Annotated in this window: 24 protein-coding genes and 1 tRNA gene; 17 read left to right on the plus strand and 8 right to left on the minus strand. The window is 36.2% G+C overall.

The annotated features are described in order from the left end of the window. Nucleotides 1-2 precede the first annotated feature (2 nt). Nucleotides 3-209: a molybdopterin-binding protein gene (locus ACJMML_RS06785; protein ID WP_405306575.1), complete on the plus strand. Its 207-nt coding sequence runs from the start codon at nt 3-5 to the stop codon at nt 207-209. Between the two features lie 234 nt (nt 210-443). On the opposite strand, the gene ACJMML_RS06790 is transcribed toward ACJMML_RS06785, so the two are convergent. The 3 genes from ACJMML_RS06790 to ACJMML_RS06800 are packed head-to-tail and all read right to left on the minus strand — an operon-like array spanning nt 444 to nt 2,184. After that, nucleotides 444-881: a molybdenum cofactor biosynthesis protein MoaE gene (locus ACJMML_RS06790; RefSeq protein WP_405306576.1), complete on the minus strand. Its 438-nt coding sequence runs from the start codon at nt 879-881 to the stop codon at nt 444-446. Between the two features lie 50 nt (nt 882-931). Beyond that, nucleotides 932-1,465, minus strand: coding sequence for a nicotinamide-nucleotide adenylyltransferase (locus ACJMML_RS06795; protein ID WP_405306577.1), 534 nt, complete (start codon nt 1,463-1,465; stop codon nt 932-934). 8 nt (nt 1,466-1,473) lie between these two features. Continuing rightward, on the minus strand, nt 1,474-2,184 hold the full coding sequence (locus ACJMML_RS06800; RefSeq protein WP_405306578.1) for a hypothetical protein: 711 nt from the start codon (nt 2,182-2,184) through the stop codon (nt 1,474-1,476). Between the two features lie 103 nt (nt 2,185-2,287). On the opposite strand from ACJMML_RS06800, the gene ACJMML_RS06805 reads away from it, so the two are divergent. The 8 genes from ACJMML_RS06805 to ACJMML_RS06840 all read left to right on the plus strand — a co-directional run bounded on the left by ACJMML_RS06805 (nt 2,288) and on the right by ACJMML_RS06840 (nt 11,504). Beyond that, nucleotides 2,288-2,965 (plus strand): hypothetical protein, encoded by a 678-nt coding sequence (locus ACJMML_RS06805; protein WP_405306579.1) that lies wholly within the window; start codon nt 2,288-2,290, stop codon nt 2,963-2,965. Further along, a complete protein-coding gene (locus ACJMML_RS06810) occupies nt 2,965-3,477 on the plus strand; it encodes a DUF367 family protein (protein WP_405306580.1) in 513 nt (170 codons plus the stop codon). Before ACJMML_RS06805 ends, ACJMML_RS06810 begins: the two co-directional genes overlap by 1 nt. A gap of 182 nt (nt 3,478-3,659) precedes the next feature. After that, complete coding sequence (locus ACJMML_RS06815) at nt 3,660-3,806, plus strand: 50S ribosomal protein L40e (RefSeq protein WP_116591610.1); 147 nt, start codon at nt 3,660-3,662, stop codon at nt 3,804-3,806. 79 nt (nt 3,807-3,885) lie between these two features. Next, complete coding sequence (locus ACJMML_RS06820; RefSeq protein WP_405306581.1) at nt 3,886-4,638, plus strand: geranylgeranylglyceryl/heptaprenylglyceryl phosphate synthase; 753 nt, start codon at nt 3,886-3,888, stop codon at nt 4,636-4,638. Nucleotides 4,639-4,743: 105 nt separating this feature from the next. Further along, on the plus strand, nt 4,744-5,817 hold the full coding sequence (locus tag ACJMML_RS06825; protein WP_405306582.1) for a DNA double-strand break repair nuclease NurA: 1,074 nt from the start codon (nt 4,744-4,746) through the stop codon (nt 5,815-5,817). After that, nucleotides 5,811-7,313, plus strand: coding sequence for a helicase HerA-like domain-containing protein (locus ACJMML_RS06830; protein WP_405306583.1), 1,503 nt, complete (start codon nt 5,811-5,813; stop codon nt 7,311-7,313). Before ACJMML_RS06825 ends, ACJMML_RS06830 begins: the two co-directional genes overlap by 7 nt. Before the next feature lie 205 nt (nt 7,314-7,518). Beyond that, nucleotides 7,519-8,760, plus strand: coding sequence for an exonuclease SbcCD subunit D (locus ACJMML_RS06835; protein ID WP_405306584.1), 1,242 nt, complete (start codon nt 7,519-7,521; stop codon nt 8,758-8,760). After that, complete coding sequence (locus ACJMML_RS06840; protein ID WP_405306585.1) at nt 8,757-11,504, plus strand: AAA family ATPase; 2,748 nt, start codon at nt 8,757-8,759, stop codon at nt 11,502-11,504. Before ACJMML_RS06835 ends, ACJMML_RS06840 begins: the two co-directional genes overlap by 4 nt. Before the next feature lie 24 nt (nt 11,505-11,528). Here the strand turns inward: ACJMML_RS06840 and ACJMML_RS06845 are convergent, their stop codons facing one another. Then, complete coding sequence (locus tag ACJMML_RS06845; RefSeq protein ID WP_405306586.1) at nt 11,529-11,924, minus strand: nuclease; 396 nt, start codon at nt 11,922-11,924, stop codon at nt 11,529-11,531. A 101-nt stretch (nt 11,925-12,025) separates the two neighbouring features. On the opposite strand from ACJMML_RS06845, the gene ACJMML_RS06850 reads away from it, so the two are divergent. The 3 genes from ACJMML_RS06850 (at nt 12,026) to ACJMML_RS06860 (ending at nt 15,238) form a co-directional block, all read left to right on the plus strand. Then, nucleotides 12,026-13,306: a Mur ligase family protein gene (locus ACJMML_RS06850; RefSeq protein WP_405306587.1), complete on the plus strand. Its 1,281-nt coding sequence runs from the start codon at nt 12,026-12,028 to the stop codon at nt 13,304-13,306. A 68-nt stretch (nt 13,307-13,374) separates the two neighbouring features. Then, entirely contained in the window at nt 13,375-14,559 is a 1,185-nt protein-coding gene (locus ACJMML_RS06855; RefSeq protein WP_405306588.1) for a hypothetical protein, read from the plus strand. Between the two features lie 25 nt (nt 14,560-14,584). Then, on the plus strand, nt 14,585-15,238 hold the full coding sequence (locus ACJMML_RS06860) for an NTP transferase domain-containing protein (protein ID WP_405306589.1): 654 nt from the start codon (nt 14,585-14,587) through the stop codon (nt 15,236-15,238). Here ACJMML_RS06860 and ACJMML_RS06865 read toward each other — a convergent pair. The 3 genes from ACJMML_RS06865 to ACJMML_RS06875 are packed head-to-tail and all read right to left on the minus strand — an operon-like array spanning nt 15,230 to nt 19,613. Beyond that, nucleotides 15,230-15,907 carry a DUF169 domain-containing protein gene (locus ACJMML_RS06865; RefSeq protein WP_405306590.1) on the minus strand — a complete coding sequence of 226 codons (678 nt, stop codon included), beginning with the start codon at nt 15,905-15,907 and terminating at the stop codon, nt 15,230-15,232. The genes ACJMML_RS06860 and ACJMML_RS06865 overlap by 9 nt on opposite strands. A 26-nt stretch (nt 15,908-15,933) precedes the next feature. Further along, a complete protein-coding gene (locus ACJMML_RS06870) occupies nt 15,934-17,166 on the minus strand; it encodes a hypothetical protein (protein ID WP_405306591.1) in 1,233 nt (410 codons plus the stop codon). An 8-nt stretch (nt 17,167-17,174) separates the two neighbouring features. Next, nucleotides 17,175-19,613: a UvrD-helicase domain-containing protein gene (locus ACJMML_RS06875; protein ID WP_405306592.1), complete on the minus strand. Its 2,439-nt coding sequence runs from the start codon at nt 19,611-19,613 to the stop codon at nt 17,175-17,177. A 536-nt stretch (nt 19,614-20,149) separates the two neighbouring features. Here ACJMML_RS06875 and ACJMML_RS06880 point away from each other — a divergent pair. Next, entirely contained in the window at nt 20,150-23,008 is a 2,859-nt protein-coding gene (locus tag ACJMML_RS06880; protein WP_405306593.1) for a DEAD/DEAH box helicase, read from the plus strand. On the opposite strand, the gene ACJMML_RS06885 is transcribed toward ACJMML_RS06880, so the two are convergent. After that, a complete protein-coding gene (locus tag ACJMML_RS06885; protein WP_405306594.1) occupies nt 23,005-24,153 on the minus strand; it encodes an aldo/keto reductase in 1,149 nt (382 codons plus the stop codon). The genes ACJMML_RS06880 and ACJMML_RS06885 overlap by 4 nt on opposite strands. Nucleotides 24,154-24,315: 162 nt before the next feature. On the opposite strand from ACJMML_RS06885, the gene hypA reads away from it, so the two are divergent. The 4 genes from hypA (at nt 24,316) to ACJMML_RS06905 (ending at nt 26,542) form a co-directional block, all read left to right on the plus strand. Continuing rightward, complete coding sequence (hypA, locus tag ACJMML_RS06890; RefSeq protein WP_405306595.1) at nt 24,316-24,693, plus strand: hydrogenase maturation nickel metallochaperone HypA; 378 nt, start codon at nt 24,316-24,318, stop codon at nt 24,691-24,693. Nucleotides 24,694-24,711: 18 nt separating this feature from the next. Further along, the gene (gene hypB, locus ACJMML_RS06895; RefSeq protein WP_405306596.1) at nt 24,712-25,362 is read left to right on the plus strand and encodes a hydrogenase nickel incorporation protein HypB; all 651 of its coding nucleotides are present in this window, start codon (nt 24,712-24,714) and stop codon (nt 25,360-25,362) included. Between the two features lie 22 nt (nt 25,363-25,384). Further along, nucleotides 25,385-26,416, plus strand: coding sequence for a DUF354 domain-containing protein (locus ACJMML_RS06900; RefSeq protein ID WP_405306597.1), 1,032 nt, complete (start codon nt 25,385-25,387; stop codon nt 26,414-26,416). A 53-nt stretch (nt 26,417-26,469) separates the two neighbouring features. Beyond that, a tRNA-Ala gene (locus tag ACJMML_RS06905) sits at nt 26,470-26,542 on the plus strand. Nucleotides 26,543-26,544 lie beyond the last annotated feature (2 nt).

Here is a 26,544-nt window from a genome sequence, read left to right on the forward strand (position 1 = left end):
ATATGAAACTTAGTGCAAGAAATCAATTAGAAGGCAAAATTGTCGGTGTTGACAAAGGTGCTGTAATGGCAAACATTAAAATTGAAGTAACCGAACCTAACACTATTACTGCTGTTATTACCAAAGAGTCTGCAGAAAAATTAGGTTTAGTTGAAGGCGATGATGTTACTGCAATCATCAAATCTACTGAAGTAATTATAGGAAAATAAATTAAAAATATTATCTTTTTTTCATCCGGGGTTTATAAAAAAATAAGATTTGCATGACTTGTTCAAGTCATGAATCAATTATTAAAATTTTTAGGATTAATATCCTATAAATCTTAATAATATCAGAATAACAAAAATAACTATTCCTGCTTTTAAGAGTGTCTTTAAATTTTTTATTACTGCGTAAATAATCAAGAATAAAACAATTAATCTGAGAATTGTAAATAGCATTAATTATCCTCCAGCCAATATGGTTTTAGTGCCTTCTTTGGAAATTTCCTCTTTTTTAAACTCGACATCATATTTTACGGTTTCAATAACTTCTTTGAGTGCATCAAGGGTTTCTCCACGGTGTGCACCAAGCACTGCAACCAAAAACAGCATGTCTCCTGTGTAGAACTCGCCGATATAGTGAACAACGGATATTTCATGAACGTTATATTTTATCTTTGCGTTTTCCACGATCTTTTCGATTTCCTCTTTTGTTTTTTCCTTGTCTGGAGTTGTTAAAATTAACTTTTCCAAATTCATGTTTTCTTCTTTTCCGCGTACAATTCCTTCGAAAGTAAAAATTGCACCTGAATAATCAATTTTAGTATCTTTTTTTAATCCGGCTATTAAGTCTGCCATTGTAACTTTGTCTTCTTTTGCTTCTATTACTCTTACAACCATTGTGTCATCTCCAAGTGATATATTATATTCAACATGATATATAACTATTGTTATAATTCACTTACCTCTCTAACTGATAAATTCTTTAACCTTTCAACACCATCAATCTCATTAATCAAATCAGCGCTGGCTTTAGGGACCAATTCCTCCCAATTTTCATCATTTAAAATACGTCTTCTAACCTCAGTTCCTGACAAATGCAAACGGTCATATAATGGAGGCTGCCTGACTTCATATCCCTCTTCACGGAATAACTGCTTAACCAGAGAGTTGCCTGAATAAACAATTGAAAATGGAGGGGTCAGCATTTTAACATGGGAAACCCAAATTGCATTGAAATTGATGTCCTGCATTGGAATGATATAGTATCTTGACGAATCGATATCCCTTTCAGCAAGGGCCTGGCTCATCATAACTACACGCTCTCCTGCTGTAAATGGGTCTTTGAGCTCATGACTTACCTGAGCGCTGCCAATACCTATGATTATCTCATCAACTTCATCAAGAATTTGTTTGATAACTTCCATATGGCCATTATGAACAGGCTGCATACGGCCAATTAGTATTCCACGAACTTTATGCATACTATCACCTAAGGTGTTAATTCATCTAAACTTTTAATTAAATTCACTGCAGTTTTATGTTTTTGAGATATAGAATCTGTAATGGAGGTTTCAATAAGCAAGGTATTAATTCCTTTGTCCGCTATCGGTTTTGTAACCTTTTCAGGACTAGTTCCCAAATCAAAATTAAAATCAACAAGATTTACATCCTGACTTATCTTGGAAATATATGAATTAATCTTGTCTGTTCTGTTGGAAAGGCTGAATACGAAGTTGGAATACTCATATTCAGGATTTATCTCATGGACATCCACAACAAGAAACGGCTTGTCATTTGTAATATTTGGGACAATGAACTTATTGGCAAGCTCCTCACCGGCCGCCCTGGTCTCTTCCTGGGAGGTTAGGTTATCATTTGTCTTAATGTAATAGATAACATAACGTTTAGTTAGGTTTTGAGGACCGTTTTCCGATGATATTTTATAAATGGTTTTGTTGACTTCCTCGTGAATTTCGTGCTCTCTTGGATGAACGCCCAGAATAATGTCGACTGTTTCATTGGAAGAAGGATTTCCCGCTATGATCTTATATACGGTACCATTATTATTGCCTCCGATTTCAGTAACATTATAAGTATTGTCTGAGAGGTTAGTAACCTCGCCGATAATAAAGGATAGATTAAGTATTACAATAATAAGTAAAACTATCAGTAATATTTGGTACTTAAATTTCTTATTCATAAAATGACCTATTCTGTAAATTATTAATTTAATATCTAACTAAACTTATATTAAAGACTTTTTACTAAAAATATAATAACAAATAATTTATGGAGCATTTTTAATGGAAAATAAAAATTTTATTATAATTGCAGTAGTGGTTGTAATAATTGCTGTTTTGGGAGTTATATTCGCTACTGGAGTCTTAAATAGTGATGATGGAGTTAAAATTACACAAACTACTCCATTCAAAACAGAATTCATGGAAGGCAGTTTTTCTGGAAATGTTAGTTTAGTAAATGACACTGAGGAATTTATGCACTCTTATGAAGATAAGGAAAACAAGATAACATATAACATATCTACAGTAGATGATTCAAAAGCTCTTATGGATATCTATTATGTACAAGGCATAATGCATCCTGAAAAGCGCAGTTTCAATGGTCAAGAGTGGAATATTTACTTCACTCAGGCGGTTCAAGGAAATGATACCAATTCAAGTGATATAATGAACATTGTCATTTGTCAAGCACAAGGCGAAAAGCAGGGATACATTATTTATATGATTATTGATGCAAAATCCAAGGTTAATGCAACACTCAATACATATGGCGAGTCCTACACTAACTTTGTTGAACCATTGCTTAATAGTATTACCTTAAAGGAAAGCAAGAACGTTCCTAAAATCAATGATGAATTCGGTTTGACAGAAGAGCAGTTTGCAGAGCAGATGGATTTGATAAAGCAATTTAAGGCAGGAAATACTTCTGCTATACAACAACAGGAAGAGGCTACTGCCTAATGAGGATTACAGTTTTTCATGCAAACGAGTGCGACAAGAAAAAGTGCACTGCCATCAAACTGGCAAAAATGGGTAAATGTCGACTTGTTGACAATATCAATAAGATTCCCTCAGGTGCAATAGTTCTCAATCCGTATGCTGAAAAGGCTGTATCATATGAAGACTACCGATATGTTCAAAGGAGAGGAATTGTAGGGCTTGACTGCTCATGGAATGAGGTGTCAAGTTCTAAAAAATTCTTTTCACTTTCAAAATACCATCGGTCATTACCGTTTTTAATCGCTACAAATCCTGTAAACTATGGAAAGGCATGTATTCTTTCCACTGTTGAGGCAATCAGTGCCACACTCTACATAACACGTTTTAAAGAGGAGGCCATTGATTTGATGGAGGGTTATAAATGGGGTCATACTTTCATTGAACTTAACCATGATCTGCTTGAGGCATACAGTGAAGCTGACACCAGTGCCGAAGTTGTGAAAGTTCAAAATGAATTTTTAGATCAACACTAAAGTTCTTTTTTAAATCGTTTATTTAAGAATTAAATTATTTTCATAATCTAATTTTTTCTTAATTTAACTCATTTTTACTAAACCTTTAAATACTATTAAATCAAAATAACTAATTAATAGTTATGTATAGCATAACAATTTAGTTTTATTCAATTTTCACGATTATTAAGGAGGAGTTATTAATGGCAAGATTTGAAGAAGCAGAAAACAGAATGTTCAATGTTAAAATCTGCTTAAAATGTAATGCTCGTAACCCTGCTGGTGCTACAACTTGCAGAAAATGTGGTTACAAAGGTTTAAGATTCAAAGCGAAAGAACAAAGAGGATAAACATATTCTCTTTTATTTTTACTATTTTTTTCTAAAACATTAAATATTATTTTATACAAAACTATTTTTAGGTATTCTTATGAAAGACGTTGAAAATTACATTAGAGATATTTTGAAAACAAGAAAACTTCATTTTACTTTAATCGATCCTGACGAACAGACACCTGAAGAGGCTTTGGATATTGCCACTCAAGCTATTGAAGGTGGAAGTGACGGAATCATGATTGGAGGGTCCACTGTCAACGGGGACGATGTGGACAACACCTGTAAAATCTTATCTGAAAACATTGCAGTTCCAATTATCATTTTCCCAGGAAATACAAGTAGTGTAAGTAGTTATGCTGATGCAATATTTTATATGAGCTTTGTTAACTCCAGAAATCCTTATTGGATTAACGGTGCTCAGGCATTGGCCGCACCTGCTGTGAAAGCTTCTGGAATGGAAATCCTGCCAATGCATTATATGGTGATTTCCCCAGGTGGAACTGTAGGTTGGGTTGGAGATGCCAATCTGGTGCCTAGAAACAAACCTAAAATACCTGCAGTCTATGCAATGTCTGCAGAACTTTACGGCATCAAGTTCTTCTATCTTGAAGCGGGTTCAGGTGCACAGGAACCGGTTCCTGCTGAAATGGTTGCATACTCCAAAAAGGCAGCACCTAAAAACATTTTGGTTGTCGGTGGAGGAATCCGTGACGGCAAGGCAGCTTATATGGCTGCAAAAGCAGGCGGAGACATTATTGTTACCGGTACTGTTGTAGAAGAAGTTGATGATATCAAATCCAAAATTCAAGAAATTACTGGAGCTATCCTAAAAGCTTCAAAAGAGTAGTCCCATACTGCTCTTATTAAACTTTTTTTTTTCTTAGATTAGTTTTCAAATGCTCTCTCATTTGATTTAAATAATTTAATGGTTATAATTATACTTAGTGATATTATGTTAAATTCATTGTATGAAAAGGCCATCGCCAAAAGAGGATTCAATTTTGATATTGAACCAACAGCCGATATTGAATCCCAACTCGAACATAAATGGTTTGACCGGACAATCGGTGAAAGCAAAGATGATTTTTCGATTGCCGCCGGTGACGGAAGCTTCAACAAAAAGAAATTCCTCACCACCAATTTCTGTGCAGTTGGTGCTGAATCTATTATTTACGATGGTGAAATTAAAAAAATTGACGATTCGGACATTTTTGACATTCCTCATGTGTCCTTTTTGGATGAGCTTTTAAGTAATTACATGGCCATATATGAGTTGAAATGCGCCTTAAGGACGCTTAATGATTATAATGTTGACTATTACATGCTTGACGGATCCATTCTTGGGGACTTGCAGAATGCATTTCCAAGAGGTGCAAAGCTGCCTTTAAAAATAAAGGAAAACCTGGATGATTCATTGCTTGAGGAATTTCGCTCAAGGCTTAAGGTCAGGCATTACGGCTTGCTGTTTCCCAGCATCAGAGATGACTTTAAGTTGATGGAGATGCCTAAAAGTGAGAATTCAAACATTTTAAATGAAACCAATCTTCATCTGGCTTCAATTGAAAAGATTATTCTGTTATATGAGATTTTGCAGTTCAGAAAAAAAATCATCTCAATTTCAAAAACATCATCAGACAATGACCTGTTTCATTGGAATATTCCGGATATTGCATTTCTGGACAAGTTCACCAAAAAGCAGGGAATGACATTTATAAAATATAGGCAAGTTCATGAAAACGCTGCCTTTCCATATTTCAATGACTTTTTCAAAAGTCTGACTTTTACGGTATTTTATGTTCGACTGCAGGACAACAAGAATGTTTTGAAAGTGGAATTGCCTTACAGGGCCACAAAGGAAGAGGTTTTTGAAATCATCAGAAAGATTAACATATTGTCGGTTCAGGGATATCCTTACCTTTTGAACAAGGCCCATAATGATGTGGTGATAACCGACAGGAACATGAAGGAATTGATGAAAATAGCTAAGATTTACGAGACAACAAATAGGGAAGTGATGTCATGGTAGTAGGAATCTGCGTAGGAGAAACTAATTTAAACGAAGTAACTTTCATTTCAAATGAAATGCCACAGGTTGGCCAATATGTAACAATTGAATATGACGGAAAAAAGGTATTGGGAATGGTTGAAAATCTTGTCAGGGGAAACGATGCATTGAATGTGGACATCAATGACTTCAAGGCAATCCAGAAAATCTCCAAGATTGGGGTGGAAGATAACTACATTCGAGGCAAAGTCAAAATCCTTGGAGATGTCAATGATGATTTGAGGATTCCAAGAACACCTGTGCTTCCCGGAACAGAAATTCAGCTTGCCGATGCAGACATGTTGAATGAAATATTCAAGGTAAAAAATCCAATCAAGCTTGGAACATTGGTCAATCAAAATGAAGTGGATGTGAATGTCGATGCAAACCCTATACTGTCAAGACATTTGGCAATTCTTGCAATGACTGGAGCGGGTAAATCAAACACAGTTTCCGTATTGATTGATCAATTGCTGTCATATAATGTGCCTGTATTTGTATTTGACATGCATGGGGAGTATAAGGGTGCGGAATTCCCGAACGGCAATGTCAATGTGATAAAACCAAAAATCAACCCTACATACATGTCTTTTCTTGAGATAAAAAGTCTTGTGAATATTCCGACAAATGCCTATCTTCAGGAGCGTTATTTTAGAAAGGCATTCAAAGAGGCTAAAAAGAAAGTTGAAGATGGAACTGCTCATGAAAAGGATTTTTTACAGTTGATGTATGATATTCTGGAAATAGACTCTCTTGAAGAGGGATCAGATAAAAGAATAGTTGATGTAATGAATAAGATTGATGATTCTATGGACAAATATTCAAACTTATTCGACCAGTATACCGGAAACATACTGTCCAGCATTAAAAAAGCCCATGTAAATGTCTTGGATTTATCTCAAGTTGACGAATCAGTTGCAAGTGTGCTTGTAAGCCATATATTGAGAAATTCACTAAAAAGGTCTAAAAAGGCGGCCCATAACGGAAATAGGGAAGAACTGCTTGAAAATTCAGTATTCTATATTCTGGAAGAGGCTCACATTTTAGCTCCAAATAAACGTGACAGCGATTCAAAACGTTGGATTCAAAGGGTTGCAAGAGAGGGACGTAAATTTGGATTGGGATTGTGTCTGGTAAGTCAGTCACCGAAAACAGTTGACCATGATGCATTATCACAGATGAACAACATGATAATCCTAAGACTTGTAGAACCTGAAGACCAAAGGCATGTCCAGTCCGCAAGCGAAAGCCTTTCACAGGATTTGATCAATCAACTTCCTTCTTTGAATGTTGGGGAAGCTATTGTCTTGGGTTTGATGACAAAGGTGCCTACTCTTGTTAAGATAGACAAATTCCAGGGTCGTACTCACGGTGATGACATGGACATTGTCTCTTTCTTTAAGGATTCAGTGAAAAAGGAAGCTGAAGAAATTGAAAGGCAGGAAGATGAGCTAATGGATATGGGGTATGATTACTAACCATATCTTATTTTCACTATTTTTTTTAATTAATCTATTTTTTTGTTTTCAAATATTTTTTTACACTTTAAAATCAATATTGATTAGTTTTCAAATGCTCTCTTGGCAAACTATTAAATAATAGTTGATAATATACTATTACACATTAAATGCTTAAAATAGTGTTTAAATTGGTTATATACATAAAATAAAAGAAGGTAATATAATGAAATTTGCACATTTGGCAGACACTCATTTAGGTTACCGTCAATATGGATTGTTTGAACGGGAAAAGGACTTTTATGAAGTGTTTGATAAGGTTATTGATAAGATAATTGAAGAAAAAGTAGATTTTGTAATACATAGTGGTGACTTATTTGAGACCGCAAGGCCTTCACCTATGGCTCTCTTAACCTTCCAGAAAGGTTTGCTGAAGCTGAAAGGTGCAGGAATCCCTATGTATGCAATAGCAGGAAATCATGATGTGGTAATGAGAAAAGGTTCCATACCTCCACATGTTATTTTTAAGAAATTGGGCCTAAAAGTCATCAGCACCATTAACCCCACCTATATGCATGGAGACATATTCATAGCAGGTCTTCCTTACTATCCGGCTTCACATGGAAAAGCCTTAAAAAGCAAATTGGCGGAGCTATCCAAAAAGGCGAGCCGCCATGAAAAATCAATCCTGGTTCTTCACCAGGGAATTGACAAATATTTCAGCATCAACTATGAATTGGAGATTGGTGAAATCCCAGACAACTTCGATTACTATGCCTTAGGACATATTCACAAATATGTCAATGATGCTTATGGTAAAGGCAGACTGGTCTATCCGGGATCTGGTGAAATATGGAAAACATCAGAACTGCCGGATTATAAAAAGAATGGAAAGGGTTTTGTTGTGGTTGATTTTGACGGTTCAAAGCCTATTGTCAAAAGGGTAACTGTTGATGTTCCTCGCGAATTCATAGAGAAAACCATTGACTATAACGATTTGGAAAGCGGCATTGCAAGCATCAAAGATGTTATCAAAGGATTTGATAAAAAGCCAATATTAAGGATAACCATCAAGAATGTTGATTCTGATACAAGCAGGGTCTATGAAATTATAAAAGAGGAGCTTGGAGATTTGGCTTTGATGATAAGGCCTACCTTTGTAATGGCAGGTGAAGACATTGAACTTATTGAAGTTGAATCTAAAAATATAGGTCCTGAACAACTCTTGGAAAGTCAGCTTGAAGGATATGGCAGTAGTGAAGTCACAACTCTTGCAATAGATTTGTATCATTTGCTTTCAAAAGAAAAACTTGATGAATCCGGGGAGTTAATTGATCAGTACTTCAATGACCATTACTCTGATGATGTTGAAGATGCGGAGTTTAAAACTGAGGAATTGAAAATGGAGCAACCTCCAGAAGAAAAAGAGGATGTGCAGGTAACATTTGACAAGGAGGTTTCAGAATGATTTTCACAAGATTAAAATTAAATAACTTTAAATCACATGAACATAGTGTAATTTCATTTGATAAAGGAATTAGCGTAATTGTTGGTGAAAATGGTGCTGGAAAATCAACAATATTGGAAGCAATCAGTTTTGCATTATTCAAACAGCACACTGGTAAGAAAATTGATGATTTGGTCAGGAATAATGCAAATACAATGTCTTTAGAGTTGGAATTCACTTCCAATAATAGGGATTACAAAATTGTTCGTGAAAAAAAGTCCACTTTAAAATCATCCCTGTTTAAGAGAACCTCTTCAGAAGGGGGATATGTGCATGTTTGCACAGGAGATAAGGAAGTTGCAAGTGAAATTCGCCAAATTCTGGACATTGATTCAGATTTATTCTTAAATGCAATTTACATTAGGCAAGGGGAAATTGCAGAATTGGTTGATAAGACTCCTGCTGAGAAAAAACAATTAATCGGTAAATTGTTGGGAATTGATTCTTTGGAGAAGGCATGGAAAAACTTATTGCCTTTCATCACTGACTATGAATCCCAACTTGCTGAGCTTAGCGGTAAGTTATATAATTCAAATGAGCTGATGGAGAATTATAAAAAGAAAAAAGATGAGCTTGAAAGCCTTAAGGATAGGGGTCATGAACTTGAAGAGCAAATTGAAGAAGTTGATGGCTTGCTTAAGGATATCTCTGAAAACAAACGTAATATGGAAAGGGAAAAAGAAATCTATGAAACACAAGTAAACAATTTGGAGATAGAGGAAAAAACTTTTGCTAAATTGGAAGAGGAAAAACGTAGAGTCCAAGAAGAATTAGATAAAATCAGAGAAGCCGAAGAAGAAATAGCCAGGCTCGAAAAATTTGTTTCAAAATTGGAAGTTTATCTTGACTTTGAAAAGTCAGTTACAAGCATTCAAAGACTAAAGCAGGATGAGGCGGAAATTGAAGAAAAATTGGATTCTATTGCTGAGCAAAAGGAGATTGTATCCTCTAAAAAAGACGGTTATAATAAGTATCTTTCATCTGATGAAGAAATCAACAAGTTGTCTGACCAGAAAAATAACCTGGAAAAAGAGTTGGCTACAATGGCTAAGCTTGAAAAGGATAAAAAGGAATTGTTGAAAACCATTGAAGATGAAAGAAACGACATTGACAAATTCTTCTCAAGATCTAAGGAAAGGTTGGATGATTATGGTTTGGACCAAGACAAGTTAGCTAAAATTGATGATTTTAACCATCTTGAAATGTCCACTAATGATTTTATCAATGAAACTTCCGCTAAAATTGATGAGTTATCTAAGGATATCATTAATAAAAATGAAGATATAGTTGTATACAATCAGAATATTAAAGCCTGTGAAAAACCTTTAAACGATTTAGAGGGAATTGATAATAAATGTCCAGTTTGCCAATCTGACATTAGTTCTTATAAGAAAAAAGAATTGACAAAACATTATACTGGAGAGATTAATGAAAATAAAAAATTAATACTCCAAAATGAGGAAGCAGTTCGCTTATTGACTAAAAATAAAAAAAGTTTTGAAGAAAAACTTCAAAATCTTACAGAACTGTCTAAAAGCATCATTGAGTATAAGCAGAAATTTGAGCATTTGCAGAATGAACTTATCAGATTAAATAAGATGGATGAAGACCTTGAAGCTAAGGAGTATATCAGCAATAAACTTGGTGAGCTTATTTTACTCATAGCTAATAAAAAAGAAGAACGCGAGTCATTCAAACAGGACCATGATTCATTTATTCAATCTAAAGGTGCTTTGGAGGTTTTAGGCAGTGAAACTGAAACTCAATATAAATTGAAACAGGTTCAAAATGAAATCGATAATCATGTGGCCAACATTAAATTGGCCATAGATCAAGATCCTCATTTGACCGGTGACATCAGCACCACCGAACTTAAGAATCGTATTGATGATTTGAAACAGAAAAATGAAGAATTTAATCAATTAAAAGGTTATGTTCAAAATAAAAATTCATACATGACCCAATTGGATTCCATTAAAGAGGATATTGGTGTTTCAATTAATCAAAGGGACATTATAGAGAATAAGATTAACGCTTCACTGTATGATGAGGAAAGGTATGAACAGATTTTATATAATTTCGAACGCTATGAAAGAAGGAAAAACACTTTCAATGAAGAGCTTTTCGAGATTAAAGGTAGGGCAAAAGAGTCAATTGTAAGCCTTCAGGATTTAACTGACAAAATAAAAATGGCGAATAAATTCAAACAGGAATATGACAATATAAATGAGTATATTGGTATTCTGAAACATATTCGTGAGTTATACAGTCGTGGAGGTATTCAAAAAGATTTGAGAAATATTTCACGTCCTGCCATACAGAAACATACAAAGGAATACTTCAAGGAGTTCAATTTCAACTATTCAGATTTGACAATTGATGAAGATTATGAAGTGACTGTTTACGGTCCTGAAGGCGAATCATCAATGAGCATGGTGAGTGGTGGTGAAAAAATAGCTATTGCACTTGCTTTAAGATTAGGTATTACTCAAGCAATGGCCAATGGTGAATTGGACACTATTTTATTGGATGAACCTACAATTCATTTGGATGCTTCAAGAAGGCATGAATTAATCAACTTATTAAAAGAAATGTCTTCATTGCCTCAAATGATTATTGTAACTCATGAAGCTCAACTTGAAAATGCTGCTGATAATCTGATAAAAGTCGAAAAAGAGAATGGTATTTCAAAAGTAATAATGTAGACACATTATTACCTTTTATTTTTTTTACATGGTTTGAGGTGCGTCTTTGATTGAATCCAAGATGCAATTTGCATTCCAGCCAACAATGGTTGCAGCATGTTTTTCCAATATTTCCGGAACTTCCTCTAATCCGTATGGTCTTACAAGAACGATTGGTATGTTATATTTTTCACTGGCATCTAATAAATCATGGAACAGGTCTTTATTGTCATTGTAAAGGCCAGCTAACATAATGATTCTATCCACTTTTTTATAAAATTCTTCACTGGCTGTTGCATATGCTCCGGATATTGATTCTTTCCACCTAAAATCAACTTTTGAGTATAATTTTTCTGTAAATTGTCCGTATTCGTTGTTTTTATCAAAACCGTTAGTGATAATTAAATTGTAAATTTTGTCATCCCGTTCATCTTCAAACATGTCATTCACCTTGCTTTAATTATAACTCTTATGGTATAAAAATATTTATTAATTCTAAAAATTAAGAATATATTATTAGAATTAATAAGGAATTATTTTTTATGAAAGCGGCAGTAATTGGATTGGGTGTAGAAGGTAAAAAGGCTGTAAACTCTCTTTTAAATCATGGTTGGGAAGTTTATGCCACTGATTTGAATATTAATGTTGATTTGTCCGGTTTGGATTTGCCAATGCTATCAATGAATATGATTGAGGATAAGGAGACCGTTTCAATAGTCGGTGAAAATATCACTGTTGATTTGGGTTTCACCAACTCCTATGCTATTGAAAATTGTGATGCAATAGCAATTAGTCCTAGTATGTTTGGAGGAGCATTTGCTGAAAGATTGCTTGAGGATGGAGAGCTTTTGAGTGATGTTATAACCGAACACAAGGACATTTTTACAATTGGAATCACCGGAACCAACGGCAAAACCACTACAGTTCACATGTTGAAAAATATTTTAGAGGATGCGGGCAAGAAAGTATTGGTTGGCGGAAACGGTGGAGGAGGCTTTTCCGGTTATTATGACTTGATTCTTGAGGCACATGATGGAGATTATGACATTTTGCTTGTTGAAGTATGTGACATGACCCTTGACTTTGCAAATTATTGCTTTGACTTTGACATGGTCGGATTAACAAATATCGGCAATGATCATATGGATGTTCACAAAACCATTGCCAATTATAAGAACTCCCTAGTCAGATTTTTTACAGATAAAACCATTTTCACATCATTCAATCAGGATTTCAACAGTGACTTTAAGGAAGCCGCTAAAACCGCAATCCCTTATTTCCCCTATCAGGATGAATTGAGATTAGTGGGAAAATTCAATTTGCTCAATGCAGGTCTCGCAACTGCCATTGCACGGGAGCTTAAGGTTCCAAAGGATGTGACCAAATCAACACTTGCTGATTTCAAAGCTGTTGAAGGCAGATTGGATGTTTATAAAATCAATGATGCTGAAGTTTATGTGGGCAAGACAGACAATTCAGATGCATTGGCCTCTGTTTTATCTGAAAAGAACTTTTATGCACTGTTCATTGGCACTCCTAGACATAATGAAGTGCATAGGTTGGATATATTGGATGTTGCTGTAAAGTACAATCCTGAAGTTATAGTTCTGTTTCCGGGTTTGGATGATACTCTGGACATTGCAATCTATAGGCTTAATTCTTTAGGTTACATGGGCAATATTATCACTGTAAATACACTTGATCAGATAATTGAGTTAGTTGCGGAATATTCTCATGAGGAAGCTATTCTTATAGGCGGTAATGGTCAGGATGTGATTATTGAAATTCAAGACAGGATTAAACAAATTTCAGAAAAATTGTAACCAATCAATAACCTTTTTATAATAGTATATGCATATTTATGTATGTATTATTATTTTAGGTGTATTATATGAGTCATGGTTGGAGAAAAATTTCTATTGTATTATTTATCGCATTAATCGCTTTAAGTATTATGCTTGCATTATTTGGTTCTGCAAGCGCTAATTATACAGCAGAATCCGTAGCTAATGACTATAATCTTCCAATTGGCCAATCAATGTTTGAAAATCAATCTATTACAGGTACTTCAAATCCGGTTCAAGTTCCTTTGGTTAGTAATTTTGGATTTTTAGTACATCAGCTTCAGGCATTTGATTTACATGGTATTTTAATGGCCTTGTCAACAGGAGTTGTTCCATTTGATTTTAGCACTGTTGCAGGAGAAGGTATAGATTCCTACGGAAATGTAGTTGATGTTCAAGGTCCTGGGTTTTTAACTTATGCCGGTGATAAATTGATTGTAAAAGAGCCAGATCATTATGTTTGGGCTTATAGTGCTCCATCTAAATGGTTGCAAAAAACAAAATCTGGTGTTGACGTTTATGATAATGGAAAAAAAGTAAAATCTGTTCCTGCAAGTGAAATTAAGAATTTGGAATATAAAAATGAGTATTATAATGCTTCCACAATTGCTGATTGGTATAATTATGATGCACAAGAAGGTTCCCAATTCACTTTAGAAAAAGGAATGGTTGGCTTTTCAGATGGAAGAAATAATATCAGTGCTGACGATGTGCCTAAGATATTCGGTCAGGATGTAGTGGATTATGCATCAGAATATCCAACAGGATCCCCTATTTTATTATATGCAGGTAATTATACCCAACAGGCTGGAGAAGCTTACGGAACTGATTTAGGTTCCCACCCTGAGTATGGTGATGACATTAGGGAAATTAATGCAAAACAATTTGTGGATGCATGGAATGGAACCGTTATCCCGCCTCAAACATCCGCCAGTGGTAAAGATTATGTTTACTTCGAATCTGCCAGTGATGCACAGGCACCTGGTGGAAGTGCAGCACACGGTGTATGTCCACCTGCAAGAGCTTTAAGGGCAGCTGTTACTGCTGAAGGATTTGACCTTCCGGTTGGTATGTGTTGGGATGAAGATGCTGTTTTATTCGGATATAACCCTGCACAAGACATTACAGTGTATAATAATCATACATATCCGGTTAAAATTAACATGTGGACCGACGGTGATGGTACCGGAATGGGTATCTATGGTCAAATCGTAAGATATGTTCCTAACTGAACATGTCTTTAATTTTCTTTTTTTTATGTCAGTTTCAACAATAATTACCGCTGCTGGTAAGAATTCCAGAATGAGGAAAGACCAGATTTCACGCGGTATGGAATTAACAAATAAACTTATTTTGCCATTTAACAATAAAACGGTTATAGAGACCACAATTGACAATGCATTATCATTGGATATAGATGAATGTATTGTGGTGCTTGGCCATTATGCTAGTGAAATAAAAGAAGCTATTTATGATAATTATAAAAGAGATGTGAAATTTATTGAGAATAATCCTGTTGATGTAGGTTTGTCGACTTCATTATATAATGGTTTATCAAATGTCTCTTCTGATTTTGCATTATGCATTACTGCGGACCAGCCAACTGTTTTGCCTGAAACTTTTGAAAAAATGATAGATGTAAGTCAGACATCAAAAGACCCTTACAGAACAATATCAATTTTGCGCAGAAGAAAAACCGGATTGTTGGATACTGCCGAAGGCCTTGGCATGCCGTTTGTTGCACCACGGGAAAACCTGATGAAATATCTGAAAAATGAAGATGATAACCTGAATCCTATATTGAGAAAGATATTTGATGATGGGTATGTTTTTTATGGAATAAAAGAAAAAAATGAAAAAGAGTTATTAAATATTAACCATTATGATGATTATATAAAACTCTTAGATTGATTCAAGACCTGAAATAACTTCTTCGATTTTAGCCTTGCTGATTCCGACTGTCATTTCATTATCTTTAATGTCAGCCGCTTTTCTGGAACCGTCACATCCTAATGTGAAATTCACACCATCTGAAAGATATGGGTTTGAAAATGCATCACCGCATAATGATTGGATACCTGCAAATGAAGGAGTGATTTTTTCACCTGTCTTGTAAACGATACTTTGTGCAAGTTTCATTCCGCCAACAGGTTCGGTTATAATTTGTATAACGTCAGCTTCAAAATCGGCTTCATCCAAAGGAGAATATAATATTCCCCAGCTGATGTCCTTGATGATGGAAAGTTTGCTGGTTAATTTTTTAGCGGTTTCTAAATCCTGGAATCTTCCTAATGAAAAGTATTTTTCACCGTTTGCCAATTTTTCAGGCATGTCCCTGAGTCCGATGGCTCCGGCACCGCCTAAACATAATTGCTGATCAATGGTTGAGTAGAATTTGTCTCCAAGGGAAGCTTTCCTGACCATTTCACAGTGTCTGATTTTTTCATCAATCAAATCAATGCCTTCAGGCAATTCATCTTCTGTTTTGATTAATTTCATTGCAACAGGTTTTGCGTCAAGCTTGATTTTGCTTTCAATGGCTTCACAATACTTTTTGTTTATCTCTAAATTATCAGTCATACAATCACCTTAATTAATTATTTGGATTATGGAATTTTAATATCTTTTGTTTTAACGCTGTTATTTTTACAAAATGACCTAAAATCACATGCAGTGCAAGTTCTCTCGTCAGAATCCGCTTTCCAAGCCTCTTGAATTTTACAGCCTTTCATCTCTTTAATTAAAGAACTTTCAATGTTGAATACGACACTGTCAAATTTGTTAAGTGAATCTTCAATCTCTTTATCGTCGATGTTGATGATACGGATTGACCTTGCAATCTTGAACTCTTCGCTCAGATTAGGTGCCTTGTCGTCTTCGTTCCAATTCATTATCAGTTCGACATCTCGTGAATATTTGCCATAGTCAATGGCATCATCGGTTAGGTCATGGGCAATTTCATCTTGAATTAAAAGCAAATCCTCCTTTGAAGGCACAAGTTCGTTCAGATAAAATATGATTCCTGCAAAAATAGGTTTTGAATCTTCCTGTTGGCTTCTAAGCCATGAATATGTTAGAATCTGCTGCTTGTGATTTTCCCAGGGATTGTTGAACTTGTTATTGTTTGTTTCCGGTGGTCTTTTCATGCCCTTGTAGTCAATTATGATTTCATACTCGTCGCCCTTTGAATAATTGGATATTTTCTTTCGAAATTCAGGGTCTTTTCTAAGAAATTCGATGATTTTATTGTTAAAATTGTCCAAATTGCTTTGGCTGATGTTTCTGTTAATTTTCATGGAGCTCAAAACGTCAACAACACCATTGATTCCATAATAATTGGATCTGCTGACCTTTTCATTATAGTTGGGCATGTTCCTGATGCCCTTTATTAGAAGTTCAGTGGAATCAATAAGGGGAAATAGGTGAGGTCCCCAAATATTAATCGCCCTTTCTGCCCTTGCGCTGGCTAATTTCTTATGGTCATGCTCATTCAAATCCTCAAAGGACAATTCACTGTTCAATAGACTGTAGAACAGGTCCTCGTCATAGGGGTATAGTCCATCTACTTGCAGCCTGATGTCAATCATGTCTTCTATTGGTCTGATGTCAGTTTTCCAGTCCCATGGGAATTGCTTATTGTCGGACTCCCATTGAAGATAAGCCTCTTCTAGAACTCCATGAATGAACTCTCCAAACCATCTCTGGACAGGCTTTGAAGGTGGAAGGGTTCCTTTGTTTTGATATCTGTATTGAAGATTGCATGTTAAAAATGACAGTAAGTCTCCAGTCAGGCTGTATTCTGGAATCATATATGCTTTTGATCTTGACGGCAATTTCATTTTTTCACCTATATTAAATAAATTTCATTAAATCCAACATATTTTTCATCTCTGCTCCATCCAAGAGCGACATTAGGAATATTGAAATGGTCTTTTTTACGGGGATATCCTTCGATTGCTGAGTTAAGGCCAACTAACAATAATACACATTCTGCTCTAGAAAATGCGACAAAGTAAAGGCGGGTCAAATCGTCAAATGACCTGTCCTTTTCGCTTCTTTCAGACTCTCCAAGCTCACTGAACTGCCGTATGCTATCCTCAATTGTGATGTTTTTGGGAGGTTTTTTTGGAAATCTCAATTTTTGTGTTTTGACATTGTTGTCCTTGAATTTGGAGCCCACATCCACAATTACTAGTGGGAATTCCAGTCCCTTTGACTGATGGATTGACAGGATGTTCACCCTATCGTCAGGCAATGTCTCAAGAAGTGACTCGTCAATCTGTATCCCTCCTGTTGCAAGAGGTATGAATATGTTCCAGATGGCCTCGAGGACAGATTCCTTCTCGGCATGCTTGTTTGCAAATGATATGTGTGAATAGTATTTGCTGAAAAATCCTGTCTGTGTAATGGATTTTGTAATCGCCTCAAGATATACGATTCCTTCAGCGTCATCCTGCAGCTCTTCAATCCATGTGACCAATTTATATGCGAGTTCCATTAGGCTTGCCTTTTTAGGCCAATATTTTGTTCCCCTAGGTATTCTGTTCTGCCAATAAAGTACAAATTGGCTCAGATTAATTGGCTCATGAGGTTCGGGATTTTCTTTGATGTATTCTCGCGCTTTCACTCTCCATCTTGTCATGGTTACCTTGGCCAGATTGGGAATGCTTTTGTCGCTAATTTGAATTTTGCTTTCAGGGTCAATGCATTCAAGTATAAGTCCGCAGAATATTTCCACAATCTCGACCTTTTGAAGCTCAATTCCCCTTGGATTGAATACCTCAATAGGTTTTCTTTGCTTTTTCAGATGTTTTCTCAAGTAATATAATAATGAATTGTTGCCGAATTGCTTTTCCTTTGGGGAATAGGACAATATTGCAATATCGGATGCGGAACCGTATTCGCTATCCAATTTCAAGGTTAGTCGCTCGATGTGTTTTCCTTCCCGTTCCTTTTCGGCATTGACCTGTTGAAATTTAGCGATATCAATTTTTCCATTCAGCTGTTTGAAGTATTCCTCATCAAGGACCTTCAGAACCTTCGGCCTCACTTCGCCTTCATTAATCAGCTTTGCAATCAGATTGGCCAATGATTTGGAAAGCATTTCAACATTGTTCCTAAACATTCCTAACACTGGCATTTTATCCTTGTCGAAATCGGGAGCAATGATTTTAGGCTTGTTTTTAACTCTTGCTGATTGATATTCGTCATCTATTTCAACGAACTGGTTGCAAAGGTTGATGATGTTTTCTGTGGAACGGTAGTTTGTCTTCAGATTTATTTCCAAAACGTCAATGCCCAGCTTATCTTTTACGCGTTGTTTATAGTTGGTGAAAAGGTCCACTGTTGCTCCCCTGAATCTGTAGAGAGACTGGTCGTCATCCCCTACAACGGTAATGTTTCCGTTGTTTTCAAGGGCGGATTTGGCGATTGTGAAGTAGATGTCCTCCTGAATCAGATTGGTGTCCTGATATTCGTCAATAAGAACAATTTTTATATTGTCTAAAAACATGTCGAGTTTGCCCTGCTTGAGCAGCTTCAGGAATCTTGATTCGAGCATTGCAAAATCCATGGTGTTTCTTCTAATCAGGATGTTTTCATATTCCTGAATGCAGTCTAGGATTACGCACATTCCCTTATCGCTTTCGAATTCCTCATATAATTTGGTCATATCAATTTGGTCATGAAAAATTCTGTCCTTGATTTCAATTAGGATTCCGCTCATCTTTGACGGTTCGTCAAGCTTTTCCCGACCGGTTAATCTTTTAAGGCATTCTTTTAAGTTCTCATCCTTATACCTTTCGTTTTCACTGAGTATCTTTATCATTGCGGAATTCGAAACAAAGTTTTCGATTATAATCGGGTGGTTTGTTCCAGGCTCCTTGTGCTGCTTCATTATCTCTTCGGCCAGTTTGTCAGTTGTGCCGACCTGAATCTGATTGAAGTCTATCCGGGCAATCTTTTCAAAGATTTCAAAATCATCCGATTCGTCAATGATGTGGTTTTTGATTTCATCTCCCCATCCCAGAATCCTTGAATACAGCTCTTCGGCAGCCTTTTTGGTAAATGTTGTTGCCAATATCTCGCTTGGATTTATGTCATCGACAAAAATGAACTTCAATATTTTCAGCACCATGACTGTGGTCTTGCCGCTTCCAGGGCCTGCTACTAGGAATAATGACTGATTGGGTTGGGATAGGATGGCGTTTTTTTGGTCTTCATTCGAGGAAATGTCCCTTTCAAGAACATTCACTACAATTTCTTCAAATTCTTCATTTGAAATCATTTTTTCCCTCATTATAATATAATTAAATGTATTTGCCCTTATCATTAATAAAGTAATTGAGAGAGCATTTGCAAACTAATTGGACAAACATTTTTGATTTAGAACTATCAATGAAAAAAGATTTAATTATGTAATTAACATAGTAATATATATGGGAGTGAAACTTCCATAATATGCATAAGTTAGGAACGTTTTCGTTTCTAACTTAAACTAATTATTTTTCCTTTGATGGTGCTTTTTTTTGAGCTCCTGAAATATTCTGTTGAAAATTAGGTTATATTATTTTAAAAGAGATTACTTTTCAAATGCTCTCTCTTTAAATTTAAATATTATTGTAATTAAATTACTAGATAACAATCACATTATGATTGTTGAACCGATGGTTCAGCGGGGATTACCTAGAAAAGACTCAATTAACCCATTGAGCAAAAAAACAAAATCTAGGAATCCTCACCTTCTACAAGGTGAGGTTGTTCAAACTATTATATAAAAAATATAATTCAATAAAAGTTTTACAAAGAAATTTAGCTGATATTATGTCTGAGGTTAACAAAATTGATATGTTCAAAAATGATGTGAGATATAGGGAAAACATCGCCCATATTGAGACAATACCGGCTAAAAAGGCAAGCTTTAAAAAAGTCGATAATCTGAATGAGAGAATCGTTGATTACATTTCATCAAAAGATGTAAAGTTATACAAGCATCAGGCAGATACATATGAAGCGATTAAAGACGGTGAAAACGTAATAATCACAACACCCACTGCATCCGGAAAGACACTGGCATTTAATCTTCCTATAATGGAGACAATGATAGAGGATGAGGATGCAACTGCCCTGTATATCTATCCTGCAAAGGCCCTTTCCAATGACCAGTTGCATGTTTTGGAAGGTTTGGAAAGTGAACTGAATATAAAAGTCAGGCCCAGAACATATGATGGTGATACTCCAAGGGATGATAAGCGTGGAATTCGCGAAAAGTCAAGAATCGTCCTTACCAACCCATACCAGCTGCACCTGATATTGTCATGGCATCACCAGTGGTCAAGATTCTATAAGAATCTAAGATACATAGTAATTGACGAATCACATTACTATAAGGGTGTTTTCGGTTCCAATGTGGCATTTCTTATAAAAAGACTGAAGAGGATAGCCAATTTCTATGGATCATATCCACAGTTCATATTATCCTCCGCAACACTGGCAAATCCTTTGGAACTGGCCAACAGATTGACCGGTGAGGAATTTGTGCTAGTAGACGATGACTCATCTCCAAGCGGGGAGAAGGATTTTATCCTGTATAATCCATTCAAAAATTATGTAAGAAAAAAGGTCAACACCCAAAATGCGCCCTCAGTGCACATGGAAACTGAAAACATTTTCATGTACATGATGCTTAAAAACATCCAAACATTGTGCTTCACCGTTTCAAGAAAGACAACCGAGCTGATTGCAATGTGGGCAAAAAAGGACATGACACAAGTCAAGGGACAACTTGCCCATCGTATTGCAGCATACCGTGCAGGATATCAGGCGGCTGAAAGGAGGGAGATTGAAGAGGGTCTCAAAAGCGGAAAATATTTGGGAGTGACATGCACCAATGCATTGGAATTGGGCATAAATATAGGATCCCTTGATGCTGTTATCATTTCAGGATATCCTGGAACTATGATTTCCACTTGGCAACAGGCCGGAAGGGCAGGAAGAAGCAATCAGAAATCCCTTGCTGTATTGATTGCCTTTGAAAACCAGCTTGATCAGTATTTCATGAACAATCCGAAATTCTTCTTTGACAAGCCTCATGAAAATGCCATTATAGATTTGACAAATCCGATTTTGCAGGATGCACACCTTCTATGTGCAGCTAAGGAGCTTCCGCTTCAGCGGGGCGAGGCTGAAAAATACTTTGACATTTCTCAGGACGTGATTGACGAGTTAGTCCTAAAGAAGGACTTGCATGAAAACCATAGGGGAGATTTCATCTATCCATATGATGACAATCCTGCAATGGACCATTCCCTTGACCAAATTTCATCTGAAGAGTTCAAAGTCATGAACAATGGGGCATTGCTTGAAACCATGGAGCGTTCACAGGTTTACCGTGAAGCTCATGAAGGCGCCATTCTAATCAACAAGGGTGACACCTATGTTGTAAACAGCGTTAATTTGCAAAACGGCTTTGTCAACGTGTCTAAAGAAGCCGTGGATTATCATACAATGGTTTTGAACCAGACTGACATTAGCATCAAAAAGAAATTGTCAAAAACCAAATACGGCAAGCTGACCATACATTTTGGTGAATTGACCGTTAGCGAGGACTACTTCAAGTATAAGAAGATGCAGTTTTCAAAAGCGATAGGGACTTATCCTCTTGAACTGCCTCCATTGAAATTCAATACAAAGGGTTTATGGTTCACAATACCTAAACAGGTCAAGGACACACTTGAAGACATGTTTCCAAATGAGGAGGAAGTGTTTGCCGGAGGCCTTCATGGTGCAGAACATGCATTGATTGGACTTTTCCCATTGCATACCATGTGTGACAGGTTCGATATTGGAGGATTGTCCACCAATTATCATGAGGATACTCAGGAGGCAACCATATTTATCTATGACGGTTATGAAGGTGGAATCGGAATTTGCGAAAAGGCAGTGGAGGTTTTTGTCGAGCTTTTAAATTCAACCATTGACTTGCTGGATAACTGCCAATGCCAAAGCGGATGTCCCGCATGCATCTATTCTCCGAAATGCGGAAACGATAACAAGCCATTGCATAAGAATGCCACAAAGTATATCCTGGAATACATGTCCAAATTGATATCAAAGGATGATCTTGAAGTGGAGGGGGAAGTAATCATTGAAAATGTGGAAATCCCTGATGAGTATGATGAGGCATATGAGCTGTATGAAAAAGGGGACTATTCCTCTTCAAAAGATGTCTTAAACGGAATTTTGGCCAAAGATAGCAGGCACTCAAGGGCTCTTGCATTAATGGCTCAGATATTATATGAACAGGACCAGAGGGACATTGCATTGGCATTCACCAAAAAGGCCCTTTCGTGCGACAGGTCTAACATGATGGCGAACGAGTTGGAAGTGCTGCTTTCAAGCAAACCTAAAAAGGAAGAGGTCGAGTTGAGCTCCCTTGATGATATTGATACGCTATATGAGGAAGCCTACGATTTGTATAATCAGGGAGACCTGGCAACATCCTCAGAGATATTGGAAAAGCTTTTGGATTTCGATGATAAAAACGCTGAAGCCCTTGCATTGATGGGAATGATATATTATCAATCAGGAATGTTTCCAAAGGCTATAGAGTATTATAAGAAGGCATCAAAAATAAATAAGAATGGTGAAATGGTTCGTGAGTTGAAAATGAGGGTGGCTTAAGGAGAACCTGCATAAGGTGTAAATCCTTCCTCAAAATGTTCGCATACTTTTTCCAGCTCTTCAGGAATGTCAATATGTTGTGTACAGTAGTCCAGACATGTTCCGCAATATGTGCAGTCTTCTGCTGAAACCTTTTCGTCAGCCAACTTATCGAAATATAGTCTGTAGATGTCTGATTCAGGACGGTTAGAGCTGAGGTTATATATGCTGAAGTATTCAGGAATAGGAATCATTTCAGGACAGGCATCGACACAATATCCGCATTCGCTGCATGGCACTGCAACGCTTGAATTAAGTTTGTCAGCCATTTTTTCTAAAAACTCATTTTCTTCACTAGTCAATGGTTCGAAATTTTCAAAAGTGTCGCAATTGTCAAGCAGATCTTCCATTTTGCTCATTCCGCTCAATACCATCTTAACATGTTCCAGTGAAGCGCAGAATCTAATTGCAAAGCTGGCTATTGACTTGTCCGGATTGAATTGTTTGAATTCATTTTTGATTTCATCGTTTGGATTTACAATCACTCCACCTTTCAAGGGTTCCATTACATAAACGTCAAGCCCGTGCTTTACGCATAAGTCATAGCATTTGTGGGCCTCAATGGCAGGGTCTTCCCAGTCAAGATAATTCAGTTCCAATTGGACAACATCAAGGAAATCGCCATATTTGTCAAGAACCTCTTCAAGCAAACTGGCATTGTCGTGAAAACTGAAACCGATTTTTTTGGCGGTTCCCTCTTCTTTCATCTTTTTAACGTATTCGAATGCATTGTGTGCTTCGGCCAGTTTGAGCCATGGTGTATTGATGTTGTGTATGAAGAACACGTCAAAATAGTCTATGTTCAATCTTTCTAACATTTCATTGACGAATTTTTCATTGTCTTTCTCGTCGGTCAATGCCCATGTAGGCATTTTATCACAGATCTGGTATGATTCACGAGGATATCTATCAACTACCGCTTTCCGGATGGCCACTTCGCTTGTTCCATTATGGTATGCATAGGATGTATCGAAGTAGTTGAATCCCTTTTCCATGTAAATGTCAACCATCTGATTGAACAGTTCCTGGTCGACTGATGTAGGGTCATTTTCGTCGGTTAGCGGAAGCCTCATACAGCCAAAACCGAATTTTGATTTGTAAGTCATAATACTATCTCCTTTGGGTAATATTTTTTATTGAACTTGAATATATAAATGTTGTTTTTCTCAACAGTTTAAGTATTACTCAAATAATGTTGGTATATTAAATAGTTTTATATGTAAACAAAACTAAACTTAAAATATTAATGTTTATAGAGGAGTAAAAAAATGCACGAATTATCAATGGCTCAGGGCATTATCAATGCAGTTCTCGAAACTGCCGAAGCAAATAATGCAACTGAAGTTAATGAAGTAACCGTTGAAGTTGGAAGATTGGCAATGATTAATCCGGAACAATTGGAGTTCATTTTAGGTGTTCTGATTGAGAATACTATGATGGAAGATGCAAAAATAGTTTTTGAGGAAATTCCTGCAGAAATCGAATGTTTCGATTGCAAATTCCATGGCGAGGCCATACTTGATGATAGTGACCATTATGCTCCACTTGTAAAATGTCCTGAATGTGACAGCCTGAATGTAGAAACCTTGAATGGTAAGGACATTGTTGTTAAAAATATTGTTATAGAAAAACCTGATGATGCTTAAATGAATTGAGGTGAAAAAATGCACCAAGTAGCTGATGTGGAAGTAGCAAAAAATATTATGGATGCTAATAAGAGATTAGCGGATAAGAACTTAAAAAATTTAGAAGAAAAAGATATATTCTGTGTTGATTTTGTAGGAGCAATCGGTTCCGGTAAAACAACACTTGTTGAAGAGATTATTGATAATACTGATTATAAGATTGGTGTTTTGGCAGGGGATGTCATTTCCAAATTCGATGCAGGACGTATTGAAAAGCATGATGTTCCTGTAGTGGGCCTGAACACCGGTAAAGAATGTCACTTGGATGCACACTTGGTTGGCCATGGTCTTGAAGATTTGCCATTGGATGACTTGGACATGGTGATTATCGAAAATGTTGGAAACCTGATCTGTCCTGTGGACTTTGATTTGGGTTCCCATTTGAGAATAGTCGTTGTAAGTGTTACTGAAGGTGACGATACTGTAGAAAAACATCCAATCATTTTCCAAACATCAGATGTTGTTGTGATAAACAAAGTTGACCTTGCAGATGCAGTAGGCGCTGATGCGGATAAGATGGTTGCTGATGCTCAAAAATTAAACCCAAATGTTAAAGTAATTAAATCAAGCCTTAAACAAGGCACTGGATTAGATGAAATTATTCAAGTCATTGAAGAAGCTATGAACTAATTAAATTAATTTAGGTGGTAACATGAAAGTATGGATTGATATCTCAAATGCTCCGCATGTGAGGTTTTTTAAAGATGTAATCAAATATTTGGAAGCTGAAGGCGAGGATGTAATTGTTACAGCAAGACAATTTGGGGATATTCATAAATTACTTGAAATGTATGATATAGACTTCATTTCAGTTGGAAAACATGGAGTGAGTCTTTATGATAAATTGAGGGAGAGTACTCAAAGAGTATATAACCTGGTAGACATTATACATGATGAAAGGGTTGATGTCGCCCTTAGCAAGCATTCTATAGAACTTCCTAGAATCTCATTTGGTTTAGGAATTCCAAGTTTATATGTTTTGGATAACGAGAAAGCTCTGGCTGCTAATAAATTGACTCTTCCTTTATGTGATAGAATCATTGCCCCAAGCAGTATTGATTTCTGGCAATTAATGAAGTTTGGTGCTGATCCGAACACTATCATTCCATATGACGGTACCTCTGAATTAATGCATTTTAAAAGTTTCGAATACAATGATAATATATTTGATGATTTGAATCTAAAATTAAAACATTCCAAAACCATATTGATGAGGCCTGAACCTTCACTTGCATCATATCTTGATGTGGACTGTAGAAAGTCAGTCCTGTCACCTATTGTTGACGAGTTGAAGAATGTGGCAAATATTTTGATATTGCCGAGATTCAAGGAACAATCTGAAATATTTGAAGGAATTGAAAACGTCCATATTTTAAAGCCTCCAGTTGACACTTCAAGCATTATTAAAAAATCAAATCTTGTAATTGGTGCTGGCGGAACAATGAATAGGGAAGCTGCAATCCTTCAGACCCCAGTTATTTCATGTTATCCTGGTGAAACTTTATCTGTTGATCAGTATTATGTGAATAAAGGTCTTATGTATAGGTCTAATGATACTGATGACGTTATTGAAAAGGCATTGGAGTATATTGTCAATCCTCATGAAAAAATTGAGATTAAGACTGATGATTTATTCCAGGTGATTTTGGATAATTTATATGATTTGGCCAAAAATGGCAAATAGTTTTTTATAGTAATAATGTCATATATTAATATGATATTAATTATTGATTTTTTGGGCTGGTAGCTCAGATGGTAGATCGTCGCCTTGGCATGGCGGAGGCCCCGGGTTCAAATCCCGGTCAGTCCATT

It is taken from the genome of Methanobrevibacter sp. (assembly GCF_045130115.1).
Lineage (GTDB): Archaea > Methanobacteriota > Methanobacteria > Methanobacteriales > Methanobacteriaceae > Methanocatella.